Here is a 22,434-nt window from a genome sequence, read left to right as displayed (position 1 = left end):
GCTGGGTCAGCCTCCCCACATTGCCTGGTTCAGGGGAGTTACCGTCAGGCTTTCGAGCCGTGCGGTTCCTCCTTCCGAGAAAACCGAGATGCTGGTGGCCCCAGCGCTTGGAAAGACCTGGTCCGTGATGGTGGTCAGGCCGTCCTGGGCGAAGAGCTCCACTGATGCACGGTCCACGTACAGGCGCAGGCGGAGCCTGCCATTGATCAACTCGACCCGCGGATCCTCTACTGAGCTGAAAGCTGGATGGAATCCCTCGTTGCCCGAGTTGGTCCTGTCGACGGAGAGCCGTTTTGTGGCCGGAACGTAGCCGATGCGGGTTGCTTCGGTTCCGTTATCGAGGACTTTCACGCCAAACGCCGATGCCGTCCCCGGAGAGAACTCGGCGTCAATCTGCACCACGTCACCTGTAATGGGAAGTGTGGTTGTTCCTGACGCGATGTCCTGGGCTGACGCCGTGTATGCGGCCGCAGTGTTCTTCAATGCATCGGCCTGGGACACCACCTGCTGTCGCAGCCGCGGACCCGCGGACATCTGGGTTAGTACCACTTCACGTGGCAACGCCATGGTTCCGCGCCACGTGGTGGTGGGAGTGTCCTGACCGTAGTCCCAGTTGTTCATCCAGCCCAGCATGATGCGCTTGCCGTTGGGAGCATTGTTGAAGGACACCGTGGCGTAGTAGTCCCTGCCCCAGTCCAGCCAATCGTGCTGCTCAAGATGGGAGGCATCGGAGGAAACGAACTCGTCGGCCAGGATGTGTCCCCAGCCGCCGCGGTTGTTGTCCACGATCTTGATGGTGGCCTGGCTGCCCTTGTAGGCGCTGACGTCCCAGGCTTTCCACTCCAGATGTTCGGAATCGCTGCCGGTGGCGGTACGGACGGTCTGGCCATTGACCACAAGGTTCACTGTGGTTTCAGCGCTCCTGGGCTTCGCCTGCTCCGAGCCCAACACCATGTTGTCCAGAGTGAGGTGGCCCCAGGGCCCCGTTGCGTTATCAACAATTCGGATGCGGGCGATCTGGCCGTACCAGGGGGAAACGTCCCAATTCTGCCAGTTCAGGTCCCCTGAATTCGTACCGGTGGCAGTGCGCACAGGCACGCCGCCAACCAGCAGCTCAACCTGGAGTCCGCCGCCGCTGCGGTTGCCGCCGCCCAGGAGGAAGCCGATGTTGGTGTTGGTCAGGTAAAACTCAGGGGACGTGATGGTGCCGACGTTGTTGTCCTGGTACGGGCCGCCTTCGAACGTGTTGATCCGTTTTCCAATGGCGAATTCACCGCCCGACGTCGAGGGGTTAAGTGCCGCCTGGAAGTCACCCGATAGCTGCCAGCCAGCTTGCGTGAGCGTTCCGGGGTAGTCGAAGCCGTCGAAGAGCAGATAGCCCGGAGGCGCCTGGTTTCCTGACTGCTTGCCGGCTTCCTGCGGGTGTTTACCGCCGCCGGCGAGGAAGTTGAGGTAGTCCTTGTCCAGCATGAAAGGTGCTGATTCCATGGTGCCCACGGGAGCATCTCCACCGTGGAAGCCGTTAACCAGCCCGGCTCCGATGTTGCCGGTAACCGCCATCTGTCCAGAAAGACTTCCGGAGGCGGGGGCGCTTCCCCAAGGCCCGGAACTGTTCGAAGGATCGTTCTGGATGTTCCAGCCGCTGTAATTGCCACTGTTGAAACCGGCAAGGACGTTTCCGGGGGGAAGCTGGCCCGGGGGATCGATATTTTCGGCGGCGAAGGAAGTGCCGTTGAAGGTTCCTACGAAGTATTGTCCGCCGCTGCCGCCTGCGACGGCTCCGGGGTTGAAGTTCACCGAGAGGACCCACTTGACGTTGTTCGGGTCACCATCGACGGCGAGTGGGAACAGATCAGGGCATTCCCACTGCCCTCCGGTGGCATTTGCGGGACCGAAGTCATCCAGATAGTTCCATTGCTTCAGGTCATTGCTTTTATAGAAGAGGACGCGGTGCTCGTCGGCTTCAACGGCTGCCATGACCCAGTAGTCCGGGCCGGTGGGGGAGTCGTACCAGAAGACTTTGGGGTCGCGGAAGCTTGACGTGTTCCTGTTCAGGACCGGGTTGTTGCCGTACTTGGTCCAGGTCTGTCCGTCGTCGGTGCTGAATGCCAATGACTGGGCCTGTTTACCGGCGAGGGTGGGGTGGGCCGCAGTGTAATTGCTCGTGTAGATGGCCACCAATGGCGGATTCTGGACACTCCCCAGCCCGCTGGTGTTCTGGGTGTCCACCACTACTGATCCGGAGAAGATTTCCTCGACCACCTGGCCGGATGCGTTGAAACCCCGTGGAATGGCGAGTGGTTGTTCCTCCCAATGGATCAGGTCGGTGGAGGAAGCGTGGCCCCAGCTCATGTCTCCCCACCGTGTTCCGTTGGGGTTGTACTGGTAATACATGTGGTATTTCCCGTTGTGGAAGACGAGTCCGTTGGGATCGTTCATCCAGTTCGCTTCCGGAGTGTAGTGCAGGTACGGCCGGTATTGCTGGGTGGCCGGATCAGGATCGGTGGCCTGGGCGGTGGTGGCAACGGAGAATGAGGCAGCGGTGAGTGCCACGGCCGCCCCAATCGACTTGAGGGCTTTGGTGCGTCTTGTCATCGTTGACAGACCTTTCGTCAGGGGCTTGCGTTGCAGGATGACGACGGCCGGCCCGCCTGATGGGGCGACGCCCGCCGTCGTGCTATTCGCTATTCATATTCACGTCGTGCGATGACGCCGTGCAGTTACGGCGTTGCCCTGAACGCGTAGTTGGACGCGTAGCGAACCACCTGGTTGCTATCGCCGCTGTCCAACACTTTGGACCCGGAAGTCGATGCGTCCAGGACCACTGTGTGCACCGCGATGGCCGAGACGGTGTTGTTGGTGGCGATGTAGTTGTTGTTACCGGATGCCACCAGGATGATGGTGGGCGTCTGCCCCGACGGCGTGACCGATCCCGAGGCGACGTCGTAGCTGAAGTGGTTTCCAATGACGGTGTTGTTGCTGCCCGCTATGTGCACCAGGCCGAACAGATCATCCAAACCGTTGTTGTAAGGCTTGAGGGGATCGAACGGTTCCATCTGGCGCAGGAAGTGGTTTGCGCCAACGAGGTTTTCGGTGCAGCTGCCCTCGAAGTTCACCATGCCGGGGTAGAAGGCATGAAAGCGGTTGGACGTAATGGAGGAGCGCGTGCAGTCCTTGAAGTGCACGCTGCTCTTACCCCGGGGGAAAACGTTGTTGCCCGTGACCAGCAAGCCCATGTGCCCCTCGGCGAAGATCGAGAATCCCACGAAGCCTGCGCCAATAAGGTTGTCGGTGACTTTCGAGGCCTGGCCCGATCCTGTCAATTCCACGCATGATCCACATTCAGCAAGGAAGTTGCTGCTCACGCTCAGGGCATCTGTATCCCTCACCACAAGCCCGTGCTCGAGGTACACCATTCCCATGCGCTCCACCCGGCAGGAATCGTTGGCAGAATCGAAGCGGATGCCTGTTTTCCCGTTGGTGTAGTCGTTCTCGTTGGAGCCGAAGGAGACTCCGTCAAGGCAGAAGTTCTCGAACACCACCCCACTGATTCGTGGATCACCTGTGCGGTAGACCCGGAAGGCGTCCGTGTTCCCGTCAGTGTTTTCCACCCTGACGCGGCTGGCGCCGGGGTTGATCTCGTGCCAGCCCGATGTGTTGCCGGCGTTGTAGCGGATGCTCAACGAAGTGAAGCCATGGCCCGATCCACGGATGGTCAGGAAGCTGATGTCCACATTCACCCTGGTCTTCAGGGAGTAGTCTCCCGGCGGGATGTAGATGACAGCACCTGGCTTGGACGCCTGGCTGGTCTGCTGGCTCTTGATGTCAGCGATGATGCTGTTGATGATGAGCCCGATGTCGTTGTACGGGGTGGCGGACGGATTCCCTGGAACGCTCCAGGTGGTGACGTCGTAGACGGTGGTCAAAGCTGGTTCTCCTCACATCGTTGGGGGACTGAACTGTGCTGCTTCTCTTCAAGTGCGTCCGGAACCGCCGGCGCCGCGCTCTGCATGCTCGCTCGTGCCTCGCTTAGACGCATGCTGCCGCACGCCTCCGGTGGTTCCGGGTGGTTCTAAAGGCGGGTGGTTCTACAGAGACGGTTGCTTTACAAAACGCCGATCAGGTGGCGGTGCCCTTGGGGCTGAGTACCGGCGTCGGGCGTTGCGGCCACCTGCCCTGGTGCCGCGGAAGCAGCGCTGCCCGTGGCTGCCATGGCGAAGGCAACTGCTGCCGATGCGGTAAGCGCGCGGAGTACACTTCGTCGGCTGATGTCCGGGATGGGTTTCATGCGTTCTCCTGTGAATAGGGTCCCCAAGCGGGGAAGCTGGCGAGAGGTGGGACGAGAGGTAGGAAGGGACCGGACCAGGGGTGGAAACCGGCGGACGGTATAACAATCTGCCTAAAGAGCTGGCGTCGGCCTAAAGAACAGGCGTGAGCCGGAAGAGGCACAACGGGTGCCAAAACCTGCCCACATCAGCCAAAATGTGCCAAAACGGTTTAGCTGCCTGCGACGATGACTCTAGGGGTGGGCCATCAAGCTCGTCAAGAGCTTGGGGGAGCCAAAATGTGACGCTTGACATACCCCGGAAATCGGGCCTATGGTGTTGCCAAGTCGTTTTGGCAAAACGATTCTTCATCCCCACAGAATCTTTCACATCCCGTTCAAAGAGAAAGTCGACAGCGATGTCCACTCGAAAGACCATCTCCAGACTCGTCACACTCGGCGGCCTCTGCACTGCCGTCGCACTAGCAGCTACGGGTTGCGGTGCCGGGGGCCCCGCACCAACATCCGGAAGCGCGTCCAGCACTGTCAACGTCCTGGTGGAAGCAGGCGGCCACGCCGAGCTCACAGGCGTTGCCGAGCAATGCAAGAAAGACACCGGCCTCAACGTCAACTTCGTCGAACTGCCCTATGACGGTATGTTCAACCGGCTCTCCAGCGAGTTCTCCTCCGGCAACGTTTCCTTCGACGTCGCGGCGTTGGACTCCGTGTGGCTCCCCAGCTTCAAGGATGCAGTCCAGCCAATCGATGAACTGTTCACAGATGAAGCGAAGAAGGACATCTTCCCCGCCCTCGTGAAGGAAGCCAACGTTGATGGCCACTTCATCGGCATGCCTGCCTGGACCAACGCAGAGATCATCCTGTACCGCAAGGATCTCTTCGAGGACGCCAAGAACAAGGCAGATTTCAAGGCAAAGTACGGCTATGAACTGGCAGCTCCCACCACGTGGAAGCAGTACCAGGACATTTCCGAATTCTTCACCAAGGACGGCATGTACGGCACGGACGTGAAGGGCGCCGTGGAAACGGAATGGCTCGCACACGTCCTGCAGGCAGGCTCGCCAATGGTCCTTGATGCGAACAACAACGTGGTCATCGATAACGCTGCCCACAAGGAAGCGCTCGACTTCTACGTCAGCCTCACCAAGTCCGCCCCTCCTGGTGCTGCACAGGTTGACTGGGCGGCGGCACAGAACCTGTTCAACCAGGGCAAGACCGCTATGACCCGCTTCTGGGCACACGCCTACCGGCAGATCCCCAAGGACTCTCCCGTAGCAGGCAAGGTTGGAGCTGCAGCGATGATTGGCGGCAGCGCCGGCGTCGCGGGTGTTCCGGGCCCGTGGTACCTGTCAGTACCCAAGGCGACCAAGAACGCTGATGCCGCCAAGAAGTTCATCAAGTGCGCGTACGACCACAACAGCATGGGTGTGGAATCCAGCCTTGGACTCGCCTCCCGCATCTCAGCATTTGAGAAGTACCAGAACCAGCCAGGCTACGAGAGCTTCAAACCGCTGATTGAAACGCTCAACGGCAAGGCAACCGCAACGCGTCCGGCAACAGCCAAGTGGCAGCAGATTGTGGACACCGTGCTGGTGCCGCTCCTGCAGAAGGCTGTGGCCGGCGGCGACTCCGCCACCCTCCTGGCTGACGCCAAGAAGCAGATCCAGGACCTCCTCAAGTAAAGGCTCCGCGGCCGGCACCAGCAGACTCAGCCGGTGCCGGCCGCGGCCCCAACCAACAGAGCCCCAACAAACAGAAGAGAAAATCGTGCGTATCTCCGATCGCCGCTTCGCCCTATACCTGATGACCCCAGCGGCGCTGTTCCTGGCCGTGTTCGTGGCCTACCCGCTGTTCCGCCTCGTCGCGGACAGCTTCTTCAAGATCTCGCCCATCGCGGGCGGCCCGCGTGACTTCGTCGGATTCCAAAACTATGCGGCAGCGTTCGCCTCCGAAGCCTTTATGGGTGCCGGCTGGCGGACCCTGGCTTACACAGTGGTGGTGGTGACGCTCGAGTTCGCGCTCGGCCTTGGGATGGCTCTCCTGTTCACCACGCTGGGACGCAAGTCCCAGATTTGGCGAACGGTGTTCCTTTACCCGCTGATGATTGCGCCGATCGTGGCCGGCCTGCTCTGGAAGTTCCTGATGATCGATAACTTCGGCCTCATCGGAACCCTCCTGCACCAAGCGGGCATCCTCTCAAACCCAAACCAGATCGGCTGGCTCTCGGACCCGGATATCGTGCTGTTCTCGGTAGCCGTCCCGGATATCTGGCTCACGACGTCCTTTATGTGCCTGGTGCTGTTCGCCGGCCTCCAAAACATCCCCGGCGACCTCATCGAGGCAGCCCGCCTGGACGGCGCCAAGGCACCGGCGCTCCTGTTCCAGATCATCCTTCCGCTCCTCCGCCCGGTGATCGCCGTGGCACTGGTGGTCCGCGGAATCGATGCCGCCCGGGCCTTTGACACAATCCTGATCCAAACCAACGGCGGCCCGCAGTCCGCCTCCGAAACCATGAGCCTGTTGATCTACCGGACCATGATCCGCTTCGGCGATCCCGGCCTGGCCAGCGCCATGGGCACTATCTACCTGCTGGCGATGCTCGCCGTCGCATTCTTCGCGGTGGCCACCATCTGGCGGCCAGGAAAGGACAACTGATGCGCGTCGCCGAACGAACAAAGCCCGACGGCGGGAAGGCGCCTGCCGTGAGTGCCAGGAGTTCCGTTTCAACCGCCACGCATGTTGCCCCGCGCAAGCGCCGCGGCGTCAACCGCGAAGGCCTGGAAGCCGGCCGCCGCAGCACCAGGACCATTCTGTGGATCCTGCTGGCCGCGGCCATGGTGCTGTACGGATTCCCGTTCCTGTACCTGCTGTTTACGTCTTTCAAGACCCCGATCGACACCATCGCCGTTCCACCTACCATCCTCCCCAAAGAATGGACCCTGGAGAATTACGCGAACGCCCTTGGCCGTAGCGGTGTGCTGGCTTCATTCATCAACAGCATCCAGACCGCGATCATCAGTACCCTGTTGTCGTTGGTCCTGGCTGTCCCGGCGGCCTATGGCATCACGCGCTACAAGACTCCGAGCGGCCGGGTGTTCATCATGGCCGCGCTGGTCACCCGCATGGTGCCGCCGGTAGCAATCGGCATTCCGCTGGCATCCATGATGGCTTCGGCTGGTTTGGCGGATACCCCGATCGCATTGTCCATTGCCCACACCACCATTTCCTTGCCGCTGTCCATCTGGCTGATGTCCAGTTTCTTCGAGGCCGTTCCCCGCGACCTGGAAGAGGCAGCAACGGTGGATGGCTGCAGCAGGCTCGGCGCGCTCTGGCGGGTAGTGATCCCGGTGGTTTCCGGAGGCATCGCCGTCACCGCGATCTTCGCCTTCCTCGCATCATGGAACGAGTTCCTCTTCGCACTCCTGATGACCGCCATCCGATCCCAGACGACCCCAGTGGTCATCGCGAACTTCCAGACCCAGTTCGGCCTGGACTGGGGATCCATGACGGCGCTGGCCGCCGTTTACTCCATCCCGGTCATCCTTCTCACCCTTCTCTTGCAACGCAAGATTGTCGCAGGCATGACGCTCGGCGCCGTTAAGGGCTGAGAAACCGTCAAGGGCTGGGAAACCACACCACAAAAAGGGCAGAAGCTATGTCAAGCAACAACTACTACGACGTGACTACGTGGCCGGTCGGCAACCCGTCCGAAGACGTCGGCGAGGTCATCAACAGCATCATCGCCGATATCAAGGACCGGCAGGCAGCTACCGATGTGAACAACGGAGGAAAGCCGGGAGCGGTGATCTACCTGCCACCCGGGGACTACCACCTCCGTACGCAGGTGGTGATCGATATCAGCTTCCTCAGGATCCAGGGCTCGGGACACGGCTTTACGTCTTCGAGCATCCGGTTCAACGTTCCCGAAGAGGAGTGGCCTGATCTGCATGAGCTGTGGCCCGGAGGAAGTCGCATTATTGTCGATCTTCCGCCCGCTTCGGACGGGGAGGGCGCGGACGGGGAGGGCTCGGACGAAGCCAAGGGGGCGGCCTTCTACATTGAGCGAAGCGGGAGCCCCCGGATCAGCTCGGTGGAGTTCTCCAACTTCTGTATCGACGGCTTGCACTTCACCCCCGACGGCTCGGGGCTGCCAGCGGAAAACACTTACGTGAATGGCAAGACCGGTATTTATGTGGCGAGCGCCAACGACTCATTCCGCGTCACGGGGATGGGGTTCATCTACCTTGAGAACGCCCTCACGATCCATAACGCCGACGCGCTTTCCATTCACGATAACTTCATCGCCGAGTGTGGAAGCTGCATCGAGTTGCGCGGTTGGGGACAGGCGTCCAAGATCACCGACAATTTGATCGGGGCAGGTTTCAAGGGCCACTCGATCTACGCCAGGAACCATGGCGGGCTCCTGATAACCTCGAACAACATCTTCCCCAGGGGTGCGAGCAGCGTCTATTTGGACGGCGTCACGCGTTCAAGCGTCACCAACAACCGTCTGCATTCGTTCTACCCCGGGATGGTGGTGCTTGCCGCGAACAGTTCCGAGAACCTGGTGGCAACGAACCATTTCCTGCGTGACCATGAGCCCTGGACACCCTTCCTGGGAGTCGATAACGGGCTGGACGATCTTTACGGGCTTCTCTGCGTTAGCGGGAGCAACAACTCTGTGGTGGGCAACCACTTCTCCGAGGTCATCGACGCACAGAGCATCCGTCCCGCAGGTGCGACGCCGGTCATCATCCGTTTGCTGGAGGGGGCTGGAAACTTCGTCTCCAACAACCACGTGGTGGCGATGGACGTTCACTCCACATCCAGTGATTCCTGCTTCTCTGCCCAGGTGGACGCCCTGCTGACCACAGGTGCTTCCGACGGGCTCGCCGTTACGGCCGTCCTGGTCGAATCCGGATCCGCCCGGAATACGGTCCTGGATTCCGGGACTGACGCGCAGGTTATTGCAGACAGGGCTGTCAACGCCTTGAGGGCCACACCGACAGTCGGTTTCCAGGCGGCACATGCTGATTCGATCGCAGGATCAGCACCAACATCATGAGGACGTGGGGGACCAATGACCAATAGATCAGTGGGTATCAAGGATGTGGCGGCAGAGGCCGGGGTTTCGGTCACCACCGTCTCCCACGTCCTGAACGATGTTGCCTACGCCCGGGTGGGCGCCAGAACCAGGGAGCGGGTGCAGGAAGCCGCACACCGTCTGGGGTACGGCCCTAACCGGCTGGCACAAGCCCTGCGGACGCAACGTTCAGGAATGATCGGGTTCATCAGCGAGGAAATCGCTACCACGCCGCATGCAGGCAGGATCATCCTCGGCTCAGAGGAAACTGCCAAGCGCCGGGGCTACAACATCATGATCATCAACTCCACCAGCACCAGCTCCCAGGAGTCCAAGGAAAGCCAGGTGGCGGACCTGCTGGACCGGCAAGTGGACGGCATCCTGTACGCCACGATGTATCACCGGAAGCTGGCTGTGCCCAGGAATCTGGCAGGACTGCCTGCAGTCCTGGTGGACTCCGAAGACATCAGCCACACTGTTTCCTCCGTCATCCCCGACGAGGTGGGCGGAGCAAGGTCGGCCGTGCAGACATTGATCGACGCCGGCCACACCCGGATCGGGATGCTGAACAACACCGACGACGTGCCTGCAACCCACTCCCGGTTGCGCGCCTTCAAGGAAACGTTGGCAGACGCAGGGCTGCCGTTCCACGAAGAACTGGTCCAGTCCGAGCATTCGGAGATGCCTGGTGGCTACCAGGCGGCGCTGCGCCTGCTGAAACCGGAGAGCCGGCCAACGGCCGTGTTCTGCTACAACGACCGCATGGCCATGGGCGCCTACCGGGCCGCTGCGGAACTCGGTCTCAGGATTCCGGAGGACATCTCCTTCGTCGGTTTCGACAACCAGGAGCTCATTGCCGAAAACCTTTACCCTGCGCTGACAACGGTGGCACTGCCGCACTACGAGATGGGCGCATGGGCAACGGAAAACCTGATCGATGCCATCGAAGGGAAAACCGACCTGCAGCTGTTCGCCACCCACCCCACAGTTCTTCCCTGCCCCATGGTTCTTCGCGATTCCGTCGCATCCCTCCCGAAAGACCTCCGATGACTGAAACAACAACCCACCGTGCCGGTCCCGGCGAAGACGCCGCCCCATCGGTGCGCCCGATCCTTCACTACACGGCCAGGAACACCTGGCTGAACGACCCCAACGGACTGGTTTGGCACGGGGGCCTCTACCACCTCTTCTACCAAAACAACCCGTTCGATAACGTCTGGGGCAACATGTCCTGGGGGCATGCCACCTCAACAGACCTCCTGCACTGGACTGAACACCCGGTTGCCATCGCCTGCGACGATGAAGAAGACGTGTTCTCCGGCAGCATCGTGGTGGACCACGGCAATACGTCGGGCTTCGGCACAGAGGAAGATCCGGCGTTGGTGGCCATCTACACGAGCGCCTTCAAGGAAGGCTCGACGCATCAGGGGACACAGGCACAGTCCCTCGCGTTCTCCACAGATGGCGGCATAACCTGGAGCAAATATGCAGGCAATCCGGTGCTTGGCCGGGGCTCGGCCCATTTCCGGGATCCCAAGGTTTTCCGCTATGAGGGATCTGCCGGGTCCTGCTGGGTGATGGTGGCCGTGGAGGCCCAGCATCAGCAGGTTGTTATGTACCGCTCGGACAATCTGAAGGACTGGGAATACCTGAGTACTTTCGGCCCCGCGAACTCGTCGGAAGGCGAATGGGAATGCCCGGACTTGTTCCCGCTCCCCGTCGATGGCAATCCGGAGAACGTCAAGTGGGTCCTGGTGGTTAACGTCAATCCTGGTGCCGTGGCCGGTGGCTCGGGAGGGCAGTACTTCGTGGGCCACTTCGATGGCGTGCGGTTCACTGCCGATCCTGATTCGCTCGTTTCACCGGACGCTGACGGGACCATCGATCTCAGGCAATGCCTGTGGCTGGACTGGGGACGCGACTACTATGCAGCGGTCTCCTTCAGCGACACTCCGGACAACCGCCGCATCATGATCGGTTGGATGAACAACTGGGACTATGCCAACTCCTTGCCTACGGCCCCGTGGCGCTCGGGCATGTCGCTTGCCCGCGAGGTTGAACTCGCGACTGTAGAGGGCTTGCCGCGCCTGGTGCAGCAGCCGGTGCTTCCGCCGGTGTTGCCGCTGGATTCCGGGACGCCGGCCAACATTCTTCAGGATGCCGAACTTCACGACTCCGCGGTGCAACTGCCCGACGCCATGACCGGATCAGCCCAGCTGATCGAGGCTGAGATCCTGCCCGGCTCGGCCCGGACCATTGCGTTCAGGCTTTTGTGTGCCCCGGACGGCAGCGCCGCAACGGTTCTCAGCTTTGATGCCGTAACGAGTCAGCTCATCCTGGATCGCCGCAATTCAGGCAACACTGCTTTCCACGAAAAGTTTGCGTCGGCCGAGTCGGCGCCAGTGAAGCTCGACGGCGGTGTGCTAAGGCTGCGTATTATCGTGGACCAGTCGGTGGAGGTCTTCGCCCAAGACGGCAGCGTTGTCCTGAGTGATCTTGTTTTTCCCCTGCCCGGGAGCCTGGGCACAGATCTGCGCGTGGAAGGCGGCACGGCCACTGTCCGGAAACTGGCCGTCAGCTCACTGTCCTGATCCCGAGGCTCCCCGAACGGTAGAGGGAGGTCTGGCGCCGGCTGCCCGGTCCGAGGAGACTGTGGGTGTGGACGTTGATTCCTCACGAACGGATACGGACATGGCCGCCACGTCACCTTCCCATCCCACTGTCACCACCATTTCTCTGACGATGGCCGATATTGGCCCACTGAACCCCTTGCCCGTGGTGGCCGCGGAGCTCGATCAGCCGTACACCGTGGGCGAGGGAGTGCCGGAAGAACTTCAGGCGGCCGCCCGCTACGGTGTAGTGCCCAATGTGTTCCCGTACCTCATGCAGGATGGCTATAGCCGGGAGGCGGCACCCAAGGAGCTGCCCGCCGTCGTGCTTGAGAACAGCAAACTCAAGGCGACCGTCATACCGTCCCTGGGCGGCCGTATTTGGGAATTGTTCGATAAAGCGACGGGAAAGCAGCTCCTCCACACGCACGACGCGCCCCAGCTGGCCAACATCGCGCTGCGAAAGGCGTGGTTCGCGGGAGGCTTGGAGTGGAACATTGGCACGCGCGGCCACTCGCCCACCAGCTGCGATCCACTGCACACGGCGATCGTCCACACCGCCGACGGAAAGCACATCCTTCGCGTGTGGGAGTTCGAACGGCTCCGGGAAGTGGTGTTCCAAGTGGACATATGGTTGCCTGCCGAATCGGAGGTGCTGTTCGCGGCGGTGCGCATCCGCAACCCGAATGACCATGACGTTCCCATGTACTGGTGGAGCAACGCAGCCATTCCGGAGACGGACCGCACCCGGGTGATCGCGCCGGCCGAGGAAGCATTTGGCAGCGACTACGCCACGGACATCACCCGCGTCCGGCCGACAAACCACAACGGCTACGACGGCACGTGGTTGGTCAACAGCCCGCATGCCGCCGATTTCTTCTTTGATATTGATCCATCCGAACGTCGCTGGGTTGTGGCTGCGGACGACGACGGCGATGGGCTGGCGATGCTATCCACGAGCCGGCTGAGGGGCAAGAAGCTTTTCGTCTGGGGACAAGGCCAGGGCGGTAAACGGTGGCAGCAGTGGTTGAGCCCGGGTGCCGGCCCTTACGCCGAGATCCAGGCTGGCTTGGCGAGAACCCAGTTTGAGCATTTGTCCATGCCGGCGGGTGCGGAATGGTCGTGGGTGGAAGCGTACGGGAACGGGCATCTGGACCCGGAAACGTCCCACGGATCGGATTGGGATGCGGCCGTGGCCCATGCCGGCCAGCGGCTTGAGGAGCTCCTTGCGCACGAGGACCTGGAGGCAATGCTGCCCGCCGCCGTCACCGATGCTGACGTCCCGCCATCCACCATGGTGCTCCGCGGCAGTGGCTGGGGAGTGGTGGAGCGAGCGCGGCGCCGCAGGACGGGCAAGGGCTGGATTGACGAGAGCGGCACCCCGTTCGTAGATGAAAGCATCACGGCGGAGCAGGAACCATGGCTGGAACTGCTGAAGGGAAAAGCGTTCGACGGCGCAACCACCTTTGTTGCCGGTGCTGACTGGGAGGAGCTGCTGGCGGGACAGGAAAGTCCTGAGGCGCGCTTCCACGTGGCCACCATGAGGCATGCCAGGCAGGATCTGGAGGGAGCCAAGGCGGCCTACCGTGGGGTGCTTGCTGCCGGGGGCGTTCAGCAGCGGACTTTGGCGCTCGCACATCGCGGATTGGGGTTGGCGTTATTGGCCGACGGCATCGATGGCGAGGGTCTGGATGAACTCAGGAGCGGTGTTCAGGCCGACCCCTCCAACAGGGCATTACTCACCGAGGCGGTGACACTCAGCATCCGCCATGACCACCCGGCCCAGGCGCTGCAACTGCTGGAGTCCGAGCCCAGGCTGGAGTCCGAGCGCAAGCTGGAGTCCGAGCGCAAGGAGGGCGCCGCCGTCGGGCGTTTGAGGTTCCTCAAGGCCCTGGCGCTGGCCCGCGTGGGCAAGGCAGGCGATGCTGCAGCCATCCTGCGCGAAGGGGTAGAGATACCGGACCTCCGCGAGGGCGAGGATGCCATAGCGGCGCTGTGGGAAGAAGTCTGTCCCGGTGAGCCAGTGCCCTTCGACTACCAATTTGGAATGCACTAGGGGACTGCTTTCGCGCCATTCCAAAGGGAAGGCGCTATCCCGTCTTCGGCCTGAAAATGCCGGGCGGGGGGAGTAAGAAATCAACCCTTGACGGGCGGACACGCTACGGAGTTAGTGCCGGGGTGGGCGTAGCCGTGATGGTTGCGGTCGCTGTGGGGTCGGTAGTTGGGGTCGCTGTGATGGTTGCGGTGGGAGCGGCCGTAGCTGTTGGCGTGGGTGAAGCTGTGGGTATAGGCGTTGGGGCGGGTTCAGCCGTTGCTGTCGGAGTGGGTTCTGCGGTTGCCGTTGGGGTCGGCGTTGGGGAAGCGGTCGCTGTTGGGGTCGGTGTTGGTGAAGCGGTCGCTGTTGGGGTCGGTGTTGGTGAAGCGGTTGGAGTCGCGGTCGGTGTTGGTGAAGCGGTTGGTGTCGCGGTCGCTGTTGGGGTCGGTGTTGGTGAAGCGGTCGGCGTGGGCTCAGCAGTTGCAGTGGGCGTCGGCGTCGGCGAAGCGGTTGGGGTAGCTGCGGGTGCTGGAGGCGGCGCAGCCGGCTCGGGAGCCGACGTCTCCGGCTCGCCAAGTGCGATCCCGAGCGACCACACCGGAACCTCGCCAACCGGCGTCGTTCCTGTTGCAGGTGAGAAGCTTGTGAGCCTGAGCAGATCCACGGACGACTCTCCATCCAGCGGGATCAGGCTCCACGACGATGGATCCACCAGCACGCCATTCACAATCGTTTCAAAGTGGAGGTGGCATCCGGTCGACGAACCAGTGGAGCCGACCAAGCCGATGACGTCCCCGGCTTCAACTACCTGCCCCTTGCGCACGGCGCTCGCCTGCAGGTGGTTGTACGTAGTGATAAGCCCGTTGCCGTGATCGATCTCTATCCGGTTGCCTCCGCCCCAGGCATGCCAGCCCACCTCGCGCACGTAACCGTCATCGGCAGAATGAACCGGTGTGCCACAGGCCGCTGCGAAGTCCTGCCCGGTATGGAATTCCCCAGGAGCACCCGTGATGGGACTGGTGCGCAGTCCAAAAGGTGAACTGGGACGCAGGTTCAGCAGGGGTGACATCAACATGCCTGGTCCTGGCCGCACATGACGGGACGCGGGATTCCCAACCGATGTTTGCCACGAAGCAGCGCCGGAACAGGGGAGTGTCAGCGGACCCTGGGAACTCAGGAAGCCCACGATTTCCTGGGCCAGCTGCCGGTACTTGGTGTAGTGGTCCGAATCCTGGTTCCGCTGTACCTGATGGATGGCCAGGCTGGAAGGCAGAAGCTGCCAGTCCTTGATGCCCTTCAGGGCAAGGAAGAAACTGGTTGCGCTAACGAACGGATCCATTCGATCGGCATAGGAGCCCCATGCCCCGTTGGCGCGCTGCTGGAACAACCCGCGGGAGTCCGGCCCTGCGGCGTCGCCGTAATCCTTGCTTTCAAGGGAAGATTCGCCAAGCGCGGCTTGTACCCCAAGAATTTGGGCATCGGATGGCAGGCCCAGCTTTTCCGCAGCCACCATGATGGCCGAAGCATTACGGAGCTGGACGTCTGAAGGGGCGCCGGTGGTGGATGCCGGTCCAAACCCTGTCTGTTGACACAGCGTAGTGCCCAAGGGGTTGGCAGCCGCAGGCTCAACAGTTCCCGAAGGGTTGGTGGCTGGACTCGGAGTGTCGTTCGTGGACCAGTTCGCTGCTGAGGGCGCATCGCCGGATGAATCTGCCCGGATCTGCTGGACGGCTGGGGGCGCCGGGGTGACCGCTCCGGATTGGAAGCAGCCAAGCATGACAGCGGCCGCGATAACCGCTAACGGAAAGCGGGCGTGCCCACGGAGCCGCGCCGGGCCTTTGTCAGGAGTCTTGCTGTTCACCAAACCCGCTCCTGACATGGATCCGTGCCCGGCGAAAAGTGTTGGAGGTCCACACCATTGTCTGGATCCGATCACTGCATGTTACGGGTACTGCATGTCTATGGGAATGACACGCCCACGTCAAGGCTTTGCGCATACTGCAGTGCTCCAAATCCAGATGCTTGGCTAAGTCAAACAAGGTAAGTTGGCATGGTGACCCCCTCCGTGAAGCCTGCCATTGACCGCGCCCCCGGAATCTCCAAGGAGATCGAGGACGCGGCCTGGTATGTGCTGGGCCCGGCACTTCAAGGGAGACCTTCAGCGCTGGACGGGCGCACGCTGACCTGGACGGCAGACGCCGCCGGGGAGCTGCTGGAACGCCTCGAGCGCGGGGTGGAAGATTCCAAAGCGCCCATGATGACCAACCTCCGGCAAAACCTTGAAGGCGCCTCCCGGGAGGCCAAGCTGCTGGCCGTGGAGTTGCTCTTCCTTCAGTCCTTGCCGCTGGCCCATGAGGTCAAGTCGCTCAGAGTGAAGCGTGCCCGTGTGGCCGAGGCTGCCTCCTGGGTAGAGCCGCCGATCGAGTTGCCGGAACAGCTCTACGAGGGCATGACGGACCACGGCGTGATCCGCGACCGTACCGCCGAGTTCAACTGGACCATTTGGGACCACCTGAAATGGCTGTGCCGCTTTGTTGCGCACGTTGACAGCCAAAGCACGGAGACCATCAACCAGGCGCTCGCTGATCCTTTGAAGTTCCATGAACTTGCGGTCGGAACACCAGAGGACCAGCCGGCCCTGCGCCGCAGTATTGAGTATTTGGTATGGCCCAGCTACTTCGAGCCTGTGGTGGCTGACGTGGAGCGCCGGGAGATTCGTGACGCTTTCGCCTCACTCGTTGGTGGCGCCGGGGGCGATACCGAAGAGGACGTGACTGCGGACATCCATCGGATCCGGCTGCACCTGGACGAACAAGCCGGCCAGCGCATTGACTGGTACGCACGCCAGCTGGTCAGCCAATGGCGGAAGGTGGGGGACCCCGGCCGCCGCTCCTGGTTGCTGCGTACCCATCACGACAACGCCGACCTGCTGGCCGCCTGGGTTGCTGAAGAGAAAGCCACCCTGGACGTTGAGCACCTCCGCTCGCTAACTGCAGGAGTCACTGCCGGTGTGGTCCAGCATGCCGTGGACGAGGATTACAAGCACCTGGGCTATGTGGAGCGCGAGGACACCAAGACGGCGGTCTTCGCCTTCCTCACGGTGATGAAACCCGGTGACCTTACGCTCTACCAGCACGCCGGACGTGTCCGGGTGGGAGTCGTCCTTGGCGAGCCCGAACACCACGAGGACAACCGCCGCATCCGCCGCAAGGTCCGCTGGTTCGATGACAGTTACGCCATTACCGAACTCCCACGCCATGCGCAGCGGCAATTGTCCACGCCCGGGATCATCGTGGACGTCACAAGGGTCATTCAGGCGTTGCAGGAACTCCTTCCGGTAGAAGCCGAAACCGATGGCGAGGACGAAGCGCCGCCCACCGCCGTCGTCGAGGTTGTCCAGCAGGGTTTCCGGCCGTTGACGGAAGAGTTCGCAGCTTCCCTTCACATGGACCTCGAGCCGCTGAAGGAAATCGCCGAGCTGCTCGAAGAGAACCGCCAACTGGTTCTTTACGGACCTCCAGGTACCGGCAAAACGTACCTTGCCAAGCACCTCGCTGCCGAGCTCGCCGGCGACAGCACCGATGAACGCGTGAAGCTGGTGCAGTTCCATCCGTCGTACGCGTACGAGGATTTCTTTGAGGGTTACCGGCCGGACAAGACCGACGACGGCCAGGTCTCCTTCAAGCTCGTGGCCGGACCGTTGCGTCGGCTCGCGGAGGAAGCTGCCAAGCCGGAGAACGCGCACAAGCCGTACTTCCTGATCATCGATGAGATGAACCGTGCCAACCTGGCCAAGGTCTTCGGCGAGCTGTACTTCCTCCTTGAGTACCGTGACGACCGCATTTACCTCCAGTACAGCCCCAACGAGCCCTTCAGCCTGCCGGACAACCTGTACATCATCGGCACCATGAACACAGCTGACCGTTCCATCGCCATGATGGACGCCGCCATTCGTCGTCGTTTCGCGTTCATCGAACTGCATCCCAAGGTGGAACCGGTCAGGGGCTCGCTGCGGCGCTTCCTTCAAGCCCGCGGCCTGGGCACGCTCAACGCGGATCTCCTGGACGCCCTCAACGACGCCATCGATGACTGGGACCGGGACCTGATGATCGGGCCGTCCTACTTCATGAAGAACGCTGCCCAAAACCCCACAGGGCTTCGCCGGATTTGGAAGTACGAGCTCATGCCGTTGCTGGAGGAGCACTACCACGGGCAACTGAACCGCGCGCAGTTGGAGGAACGCTTCGGCCTGGACCAATTGCTGGGACGACTTGCTGCCCGCTAAGGCCGTCCCGCCACGCCCGCGGCGGCCACCGGCAAGTGCCGGTACGGCGCGTACGGCTGCCGGGACCCGGCACATCGTCATGGACGAGCTCTCACGGGGAGTCGTTGACAAGCTCGACCCCCCAACCGCTGCGTTCATCAACGCCAGCGGGCTGGCGAAAGCGTCACCGATTGGCATGGGCCTCTACAGGATCGAACCCGTCGGCAAAGTCGGCTCGGTAAGGACTTCCACCGTCCAGCTCGAGGTTCGCCCCAAGGACCGGCTGGGCCTCAGCCGCTTGCTTTTCCTCCTCAGCTACGCCGGCGATCAAGGCTTCCGCGACCACTCGGTGGAAGCCGTTGAGCACCCTGATCTCTGGAGTGCCCTGGCCGAATCGCTGGCCCAGCTGGCTGACCGTGCGCTGAGCCGCGGCGTCCTTCAGGGCTATCTCACCATCGATGAATCGCTGCGGACCGTGAAAGGCCGCATCCGCATCTCGGACCAGATCTCCCGCAGGCCCGGAATGATGGTGCCCTTGGAAGTGTCCTACGACGAATTCACCGAGGACATCGCCGAAAACCGCATCCTTCGCGCTGCCTTGGAACGGATGGGGAAGGTGCCAGGCGTCCGGGCCGATGTCCTGAGCCGCTTGCGCCAACTGAAGGGAAAGCTCGACGCCGTCACCCGCCTTCAGTCCGGAGCCCCCCTGCCGCCCTGGCGGGCCAACCGAATGAATCTCAGGTACCACGCCGTTCTGCGGCTCTCGGAGGTCATCCTGCGCAATGCCTCGGCCGAGGCCGGAGAAGGGAAGCAGCAGACCGCTTCCTTTGTGGTGGATATGGCACAGGTTTTCGAGGAGTTCGTGGGCACGGCTTTGCGGCATGCGATGAATGCCTATCCTGGGGAAATGCGCCTCCAGTATGGGGCGCTGCTCAATGAGGCTGTCCGGGACACGGATCGCCTGATAGTCCGCCCCGACGCCGTGCACTTCCTCGGTGGGAGGCCCGTGGTGGTGTACGACTCCAAGTACACGGCGGCAGGAGATGCCGGCGCTTCACTGAACGCGGACCATTACCAATTGCTGGCGTACTGCACCGCACTTCGGGTCCCCACGGCATGGCTTGTCTACGCTGGACCGGGGGAGATGAAGCTGCGCAGGATCCTGAACACGGACATCGACATCGTGGAGTATCCGCTGGACCTGTCCCGGCCGCCGTCGGAGATCCTGGCCGCCGTGGCCGACCTCGCGGAACAATCGTGGGGCGAGGTAGTGCGTCAGGCTGTGGCGGGAAGAACGGCCTCAGACTAGCCTGAGATCGTCGGCTCAATGAACTCCGGCGCAGTGGAAATTTTCGAGGGAGGCATCATGGCTCGCAGGAAATCGTGGCGCGATATGAGCAAGGGCCAGCGGATCATGCTCATTGTCAGCGGAGCCATAAACATGGCCCTGCTGGGTGCAGCGCAACGGAGCATCGGAAAGACCCCCGACTCCAGAATCAGGGGGAAGAAGGCGGTGTGGCGCGCTGTTTCGTTCATCAACTTTTTCGGACCGGTGAGCTACTTCCTCTTCGGCCGCCGTCGTGATGCCGCAGTAGCAGGCACAGCGCGCTAACGCTCAGGCGGGCATCTTCACGAGGAAGGTTGTGCCCCGGCCCGGTTCGCTTTCCAGCGTGATGGTTCCGCCGTGCGCTTCAACGATCGCCTTGCTGATGGGCAGTCCAAGCCCGACGCCGGGAATGGTGCTGTTGCGTACGCCGCCGGCCCGGAAGAACTTGGTAAAGGCCTCGGACTGCTCTTCTTCCGTCATGCCCATGCCGGTATCGGAGACGCGGCAAAACACAAAATCCTGGTCCTCCCACGCGGCAACTTCCACGTCTGCGCCTTTGGGGGAGTACTTGATGGCGTTTGATACCAGGTTGTCCAGGACCTGGGCTATTCGTGAGGAGTCCACGTGGGCCTCCAAGGACTCAGGGACATCCATGGACAACCGGATGCCCGCTTTGGCTGCCCGGGGACCGGCTGAGCTCACGCTTCCCCGGACCAGCTCAGCCACGTCCACCGTGTGCGGCTGAATGACCATTTGGCCCGAACGCACTGCCAACAAATCCGATACCAGGGTAAGCAGCCGTTCGGCGTTCCTTCGAACGATGTCGAGTTGCCTCCGGGACGACGGATCCAGGGAACGGGGATCATCCAGCAGGAGCTCCACGTAACCAAGGATGGACGTCAGCGGCGTACGGAATTCATGGGAGACGTTGGCGACGAAGTCGTCCTTGGCGGCCAGGGCGTTGACCAGATCAGTGACGTCGCTGAAGACAACAACCGAGCCGGCGAAGTTCCCGTCGTCGTCAACCATGGGGCGGGCGCTTGTGGTGAAGGCACGCTGGTCTGCTCCGGAACCAAGCCACACTAGTTGATCCGTGAACCTTTCCCCCAGGACCGCGCGTCGGACTGGACGGCGGTCAGTGGGCAGCGGCGTGGTCCTGTCCTGGTCGAAGACGAGCAGTTCGGATTCGTTCGGATCGTCATTGCCTGGAGGTGTTGCCAGCGAGTGGGTCTGGCGCTGGCGGCGGTTCATGAGGACGTCATGACCTTCGCCGTCCACTGCCACCACACCCAGCGGCAGGGCTTCCATGACCGTGTTGAGGAGCCGCTCCTGTTTGGTGGTGACGTCCAGCGCTTTCTTGAGTTCCTCATCCTTCTGCTCCAAGGCCCGTTGTTGGCGCACCATGCTCAGGGTCAACACGCTCACGGACACGCCGATGCCAAGTATCAGGATCGGGAAGAGCAGGGGTTTGGTGAGGTCCTGCTCGGTGAAGGATCCCTTGACGAACAAGGGAGCCCAAACGATGCAGAGCGGACCCACGAATGACAAGGCAATCGCCAGCCTTGGATACAGGCCGGACGCACACAGCCAAATGACGGGCAGGACCACCAGGACACTGAGCCCCGTGAGCGCTTCCTGCCCGCCTTCCCTGCCGAAGGAAATCGACACCATATCCAGGATCGGTATCACCAGGAAGCTGGGGAACGGCAGCCGGTGCCACGGCACGATGACGCACATCGCCAACAGGAATGCCTGGCTGAGCAGGAAGAGGAGGAACAGGGGATTCTCAAGGGTGGCAGGGAAAAACAGCCACACCAGAATCGCCGAAATGCACACACAGACGGACAGCGGCAACTGGCTGAGAACCACCCTCATTCGCAGGGTGTGTTCGTGGAAAGAGCGCCGGAAAACCAGGAGCTTTTTCTTCTCGCCAAGATCCCAGGTGCTTGGGCGGGTCACGGCGCAACCACCTGGAATGGAGAAGAAAGTCGGTTCATGAGATCAGCCTAACCATAATGGTTATACTTCGAAGGGTTATCGAAGGGGCTGAGGGGCAGCGATGAGTGAAGTACGTGTGGGGCTGGTCATTGAAGATGACCAGGATATTCGCGAATTGGTGCGTGTGGTCCTTTCCCAAGCGGGATTTGATGTCCATGTTGCATCCACTGGATCCGCGGGCGTCACGTCAGCCCGCGAACTGAATCCAGACGTCATAACCCTGGACCTGGGGCTGCCCGACATCGATGGTTTCGAGGTGGCACGCCAGATCCGGAAGTCCTCGGACGCCTACATCATCATGCTCACTGCCCGTGCGGAGGAACTGGACACCCTCATGGGCCTTGAGGCCGGCGGTGACGATTACCTCACCAAGCCCTTCCGTCCCCGCGAACTTCGCGCACGTGTCGAGGCCATGATGCGGAGGCCCCGCGCGTCGTCGGAGTCCAAAGCCGCCGTGGAAGCAACAGACCCTGAAATGACCCACAACGGCCTTGCAGTTTCGGCCGGCTCCCGGACGGCAGTCCTGCACGGCAAGGAACTGAGGCTCACCCGCACCGAGTTCGACCTCCTGCTTGCCCTCCTCGAAACCGGCCGGATTGTGCGGACAAAAGCAGATCTGGCGCGGCGCCTTCGCAACGAACCCTACGACGTCGGCAGTTATGTCAGCGACGCCGACGAGCGCGCCGTTGAGGTACACATGGGCAACCTGCGCAAAAAACTTGGCGACAGCATCCAGAACCCGCGCTGGCTCGAGACCGTGCGCGGCGTTGGATACCGGCTGGCGCCGCTGGCACAGGGCAACTAAGGATCACTGCCCACCCTGTGCCGCTGGACCG

At 61.9% G+C, this 22,434-nt stretch carries 16 protein-coding genes; 11 read left to right on the top strand and 5 right to left on the bottom strand.

Annotated features, from left to right (window positions below; translation table 11 throughout):
• Positions 1–6: 6 nt before the first annotated feature.
• The 3 genes from AC6I97_RS19175 to AC6I97_RS19165 all read right to left on the bottom strand — a co-directional run bounded on the left by AC6I97_RS19175 (position 7) and on the right by AC6I97_RS19165 (position 4,288).
• The gene (locus tag AC6I97_RS19175; protein WP_497946079.1) at positions 7–2,595 is read right to left on the bottom strand and encodes a GH32 C-terminal domain-containing protein; all 2,589 of its coding nucleotides are present in this window, start codon (positions 2,593–2,595) and stop codon (positions 7–9) included.
• Positions 2,596–2,720: 125 nt separating this feature from the next.
• Positions 2,721–3,926 (bottom strand): NosD domain-containing protein, encoded by a 1,206-nt coding sequence (locus tag AC6I97_RS19170; protein ID WP_497946078.1) that lies wholly within the window; start codon positions 3,924–3,926, stop codon positions 2,721–2,723.
• A 179-nt stretch (positions 3,927–4,105) separates the two neighbouring features.
• A complete protein-coding gene (locus tag AC6I97_RS19165; RefSeq protein WP_497946075.1) occupies positions 4,106–4,288 on the bottom strand; it encodes a hypothetical protein in 183 nt (60 codons plus the stop codon).
• A gap of 395 nt (positions 4,289–4,683) precedes the next feature.
• Here AC6I97_RS19165 and AC6I97_RS19160 point away from each other — a divergent pair, with 395 nt between their 5' ends.
• The 7 genes from AC6I97_RS19160 to AC6I97_RS19130 all read left to right on the top strand — a co-directional run bounded on the left by AC6I97_RS19160 (position 4,684) and on the right by AC6I97_RS19130 (position 14,030).
• Positions 4,684–5,964 carry an ABC transporter substrate-binding protein gene (locus AC6I97_RS19160; RefSeq protein WP_224091232.1) on the top strand — a complete coding sequence of 427 codons (1,281 nt, stop codon included), beginning with the start codon at positions 4,684–4,686 and terminating at the stop codon, positions 5,962–5,964.
• A gap of 85 nt (positions 5,965–6,049) precedes the next feature.
• Positions 6,050–6,937, top strand: a complete 888-nt coding sequence (locus AC6I97_RS19155; protein ID WP_224091233.1) for a carbohydrate ABC transporter permease — start codon at positions 6,050–6,052, stop codon at positions 6,935–6,937.
• The gene (locus AC6I97_RS19150) at positions 6,937–7,890 is read left to right on the top strand and encodes a carbohydrate ABC transporter permease (protein ID WP_224166609.1); all 954 of its coding nucleotides are present in this window, start codon (positions 6,937–6,939) and stop codon (positions 7,888–7,890) included. The genes AC6I97_RS19155 and AC6I97_RS19150 overlap by 1 nt, the downstream gene beginning before the upstream one ends.
• Positions 7,891–7,937: 47 nt before the next feature.
• Positions 7,938–9,347 (top strand): right-handed parallel beta-helix repeat-containing protein, encoded by a 1,410-nt coding sequence (locus AC6I97_RS19145; protein ID WP_497946065.1) that lies wholly within the window; start codon positions 7,938–7,940, stop codon positions 9,345–9,347.
• A gap of 15 nt (positions 9,348–9,362) precedes the next feature.
• On the top strand, positions 9,363–10,415 hold the full coding sequence (locus AC6I97_RS19140) for a LacI family DNA-binding transcriptional regulator (RefSeq protein WP_497946061.1): 1,053 nt from the start codon (positions 9,363–9,365) through the stop codon (positions 10,413–10,415).
• Positions 10,412–11,956: a glycoside hydrolase family 32 protein gene (locus AC6I97_RS19135; protein WP_497946059.1), complete on the top strand. Its 1,545-nt coding sequence runs from the start codon at positions 10,412–10,414 to the stop codon at positions 11,954–11,956. The genes AC6I97_RS19140 and AC6I97_RS19135 overlap by 4 nt, the downstream gene beginning before the upstream one ends.
• A gap of 67 nt (positions 11,957–12,023) precedes the next feature.
• Positions 12,024–14,030: a DUF5107 domain-containing protein gene (locus tag AC6I97_RS19130; RefSeq protein WP_497946057.1), complete on the top strand. Its 2,007-nt coding sequence runs from the start codon at positions 12,024–12,026 to the stop codon at positions 14,028–14,030.
• A gap of 103 nt (positions 14,031–14,133) precedes the next feature.
• Here AC6I97_RS19130 and AC6I97_RS19125 read toward each other — a convergent pair whose 3' ends face one another.
• The gene (locus AC6I97_RS19125) at positions 14,134–15,870 is read right to left on the bottom strand and encodes a M23 family metallopeptidase (RefSeq protein ID WP_497946056.1); all 1,737 of its coding nucleotides are present in this window, start codon (positions 15,868–15,870) and stop codon (positions 14,134–14,136) included.
• 189 nt (positions 15,871–16,059) lie between these two features.
• Between AC6I97_RS19125 and AC6I97_RS19120 the strand changes: the two genes are divergently transcribed.
• From AC6I97_RS19120 to AC6I97_RS19110, 3 genes are all read left to right on the top strand, one after another.
• Entirely contained in the window at positions 16,060–18,294 is a 2,235-nt protein-coding gene (locus tag AC6I97_RS19120) for an McrB family protein (RefSeq protein ID WP_497946054.1), read from the top strand.
• Between the two features lie 79 nt (positions 18,295–18,373).
• Complete coding sequence (locus AC6I97_RS19115; protein ID WP_497946052.1) at positions 18,374–19,582, top strand: 5-methylcytosine restriction system specificity protein McrC; 1,209 nt, start codon at positions 18,374–18,376, stop codon at positions 19,580–19,582.
• A gap of 57 nt (positions 19,583–19,639) precedes the next feature.
• Positions 19,640–19,885, top strand: a complete 246-nt coding sequence (locus AC6I97_RS19110; RefSeq protein WP_224091244.1) for a PLDc N-terminal domain-containing protein — start codon at positions 19,640–19,642, stop codon at positions 19,883–19,885.
• A 3-nt stretch (positions 19,886–19,888) separates the two neighbouring features.
• Here the strand turns inward: AC6I97_RS19110 and AC6I97_RS19105 are convergent, their stop codons facing one another.
• Complete coding sequence (locus AC6I97_RS19105; protein WP_497946049.1) at positions 19,889–21,559, bottom strand: sensor histidine kinase; 1,671 nt, start codon at positions 21,557–21,559, stop codon at positions 19,889–19,891.
• 100 nt (positions 21,560–21,659) lie between these two features.
• Here AC6I97_RS19105 and AC6I97_RS19100 point away from each other — a divergent pair, with 100 nt between their 5' ends.
• Positions 21,660–22,403 (top strand): response regulator transcription factor, encoded by a 744-nt coding sequence (locus AC6I97_RS19100; RefSeq protein ID WP_497946047.1) that lies wholly within the window; start codon positions 21,660–21,662, stop codon positions 22,401–22,403.
• The last annotated feature ends 31 nt before the right edge of the window (positions 22,404–22,434 follow it).

The organism is Arthrobacter sp. TmtSoilC48 (assembly GCF_059739425.1).
Note: the sequence above shows the minus strand (reverse complement) of the source record. Positions and strands in the feature narration are given on the sequence as shown.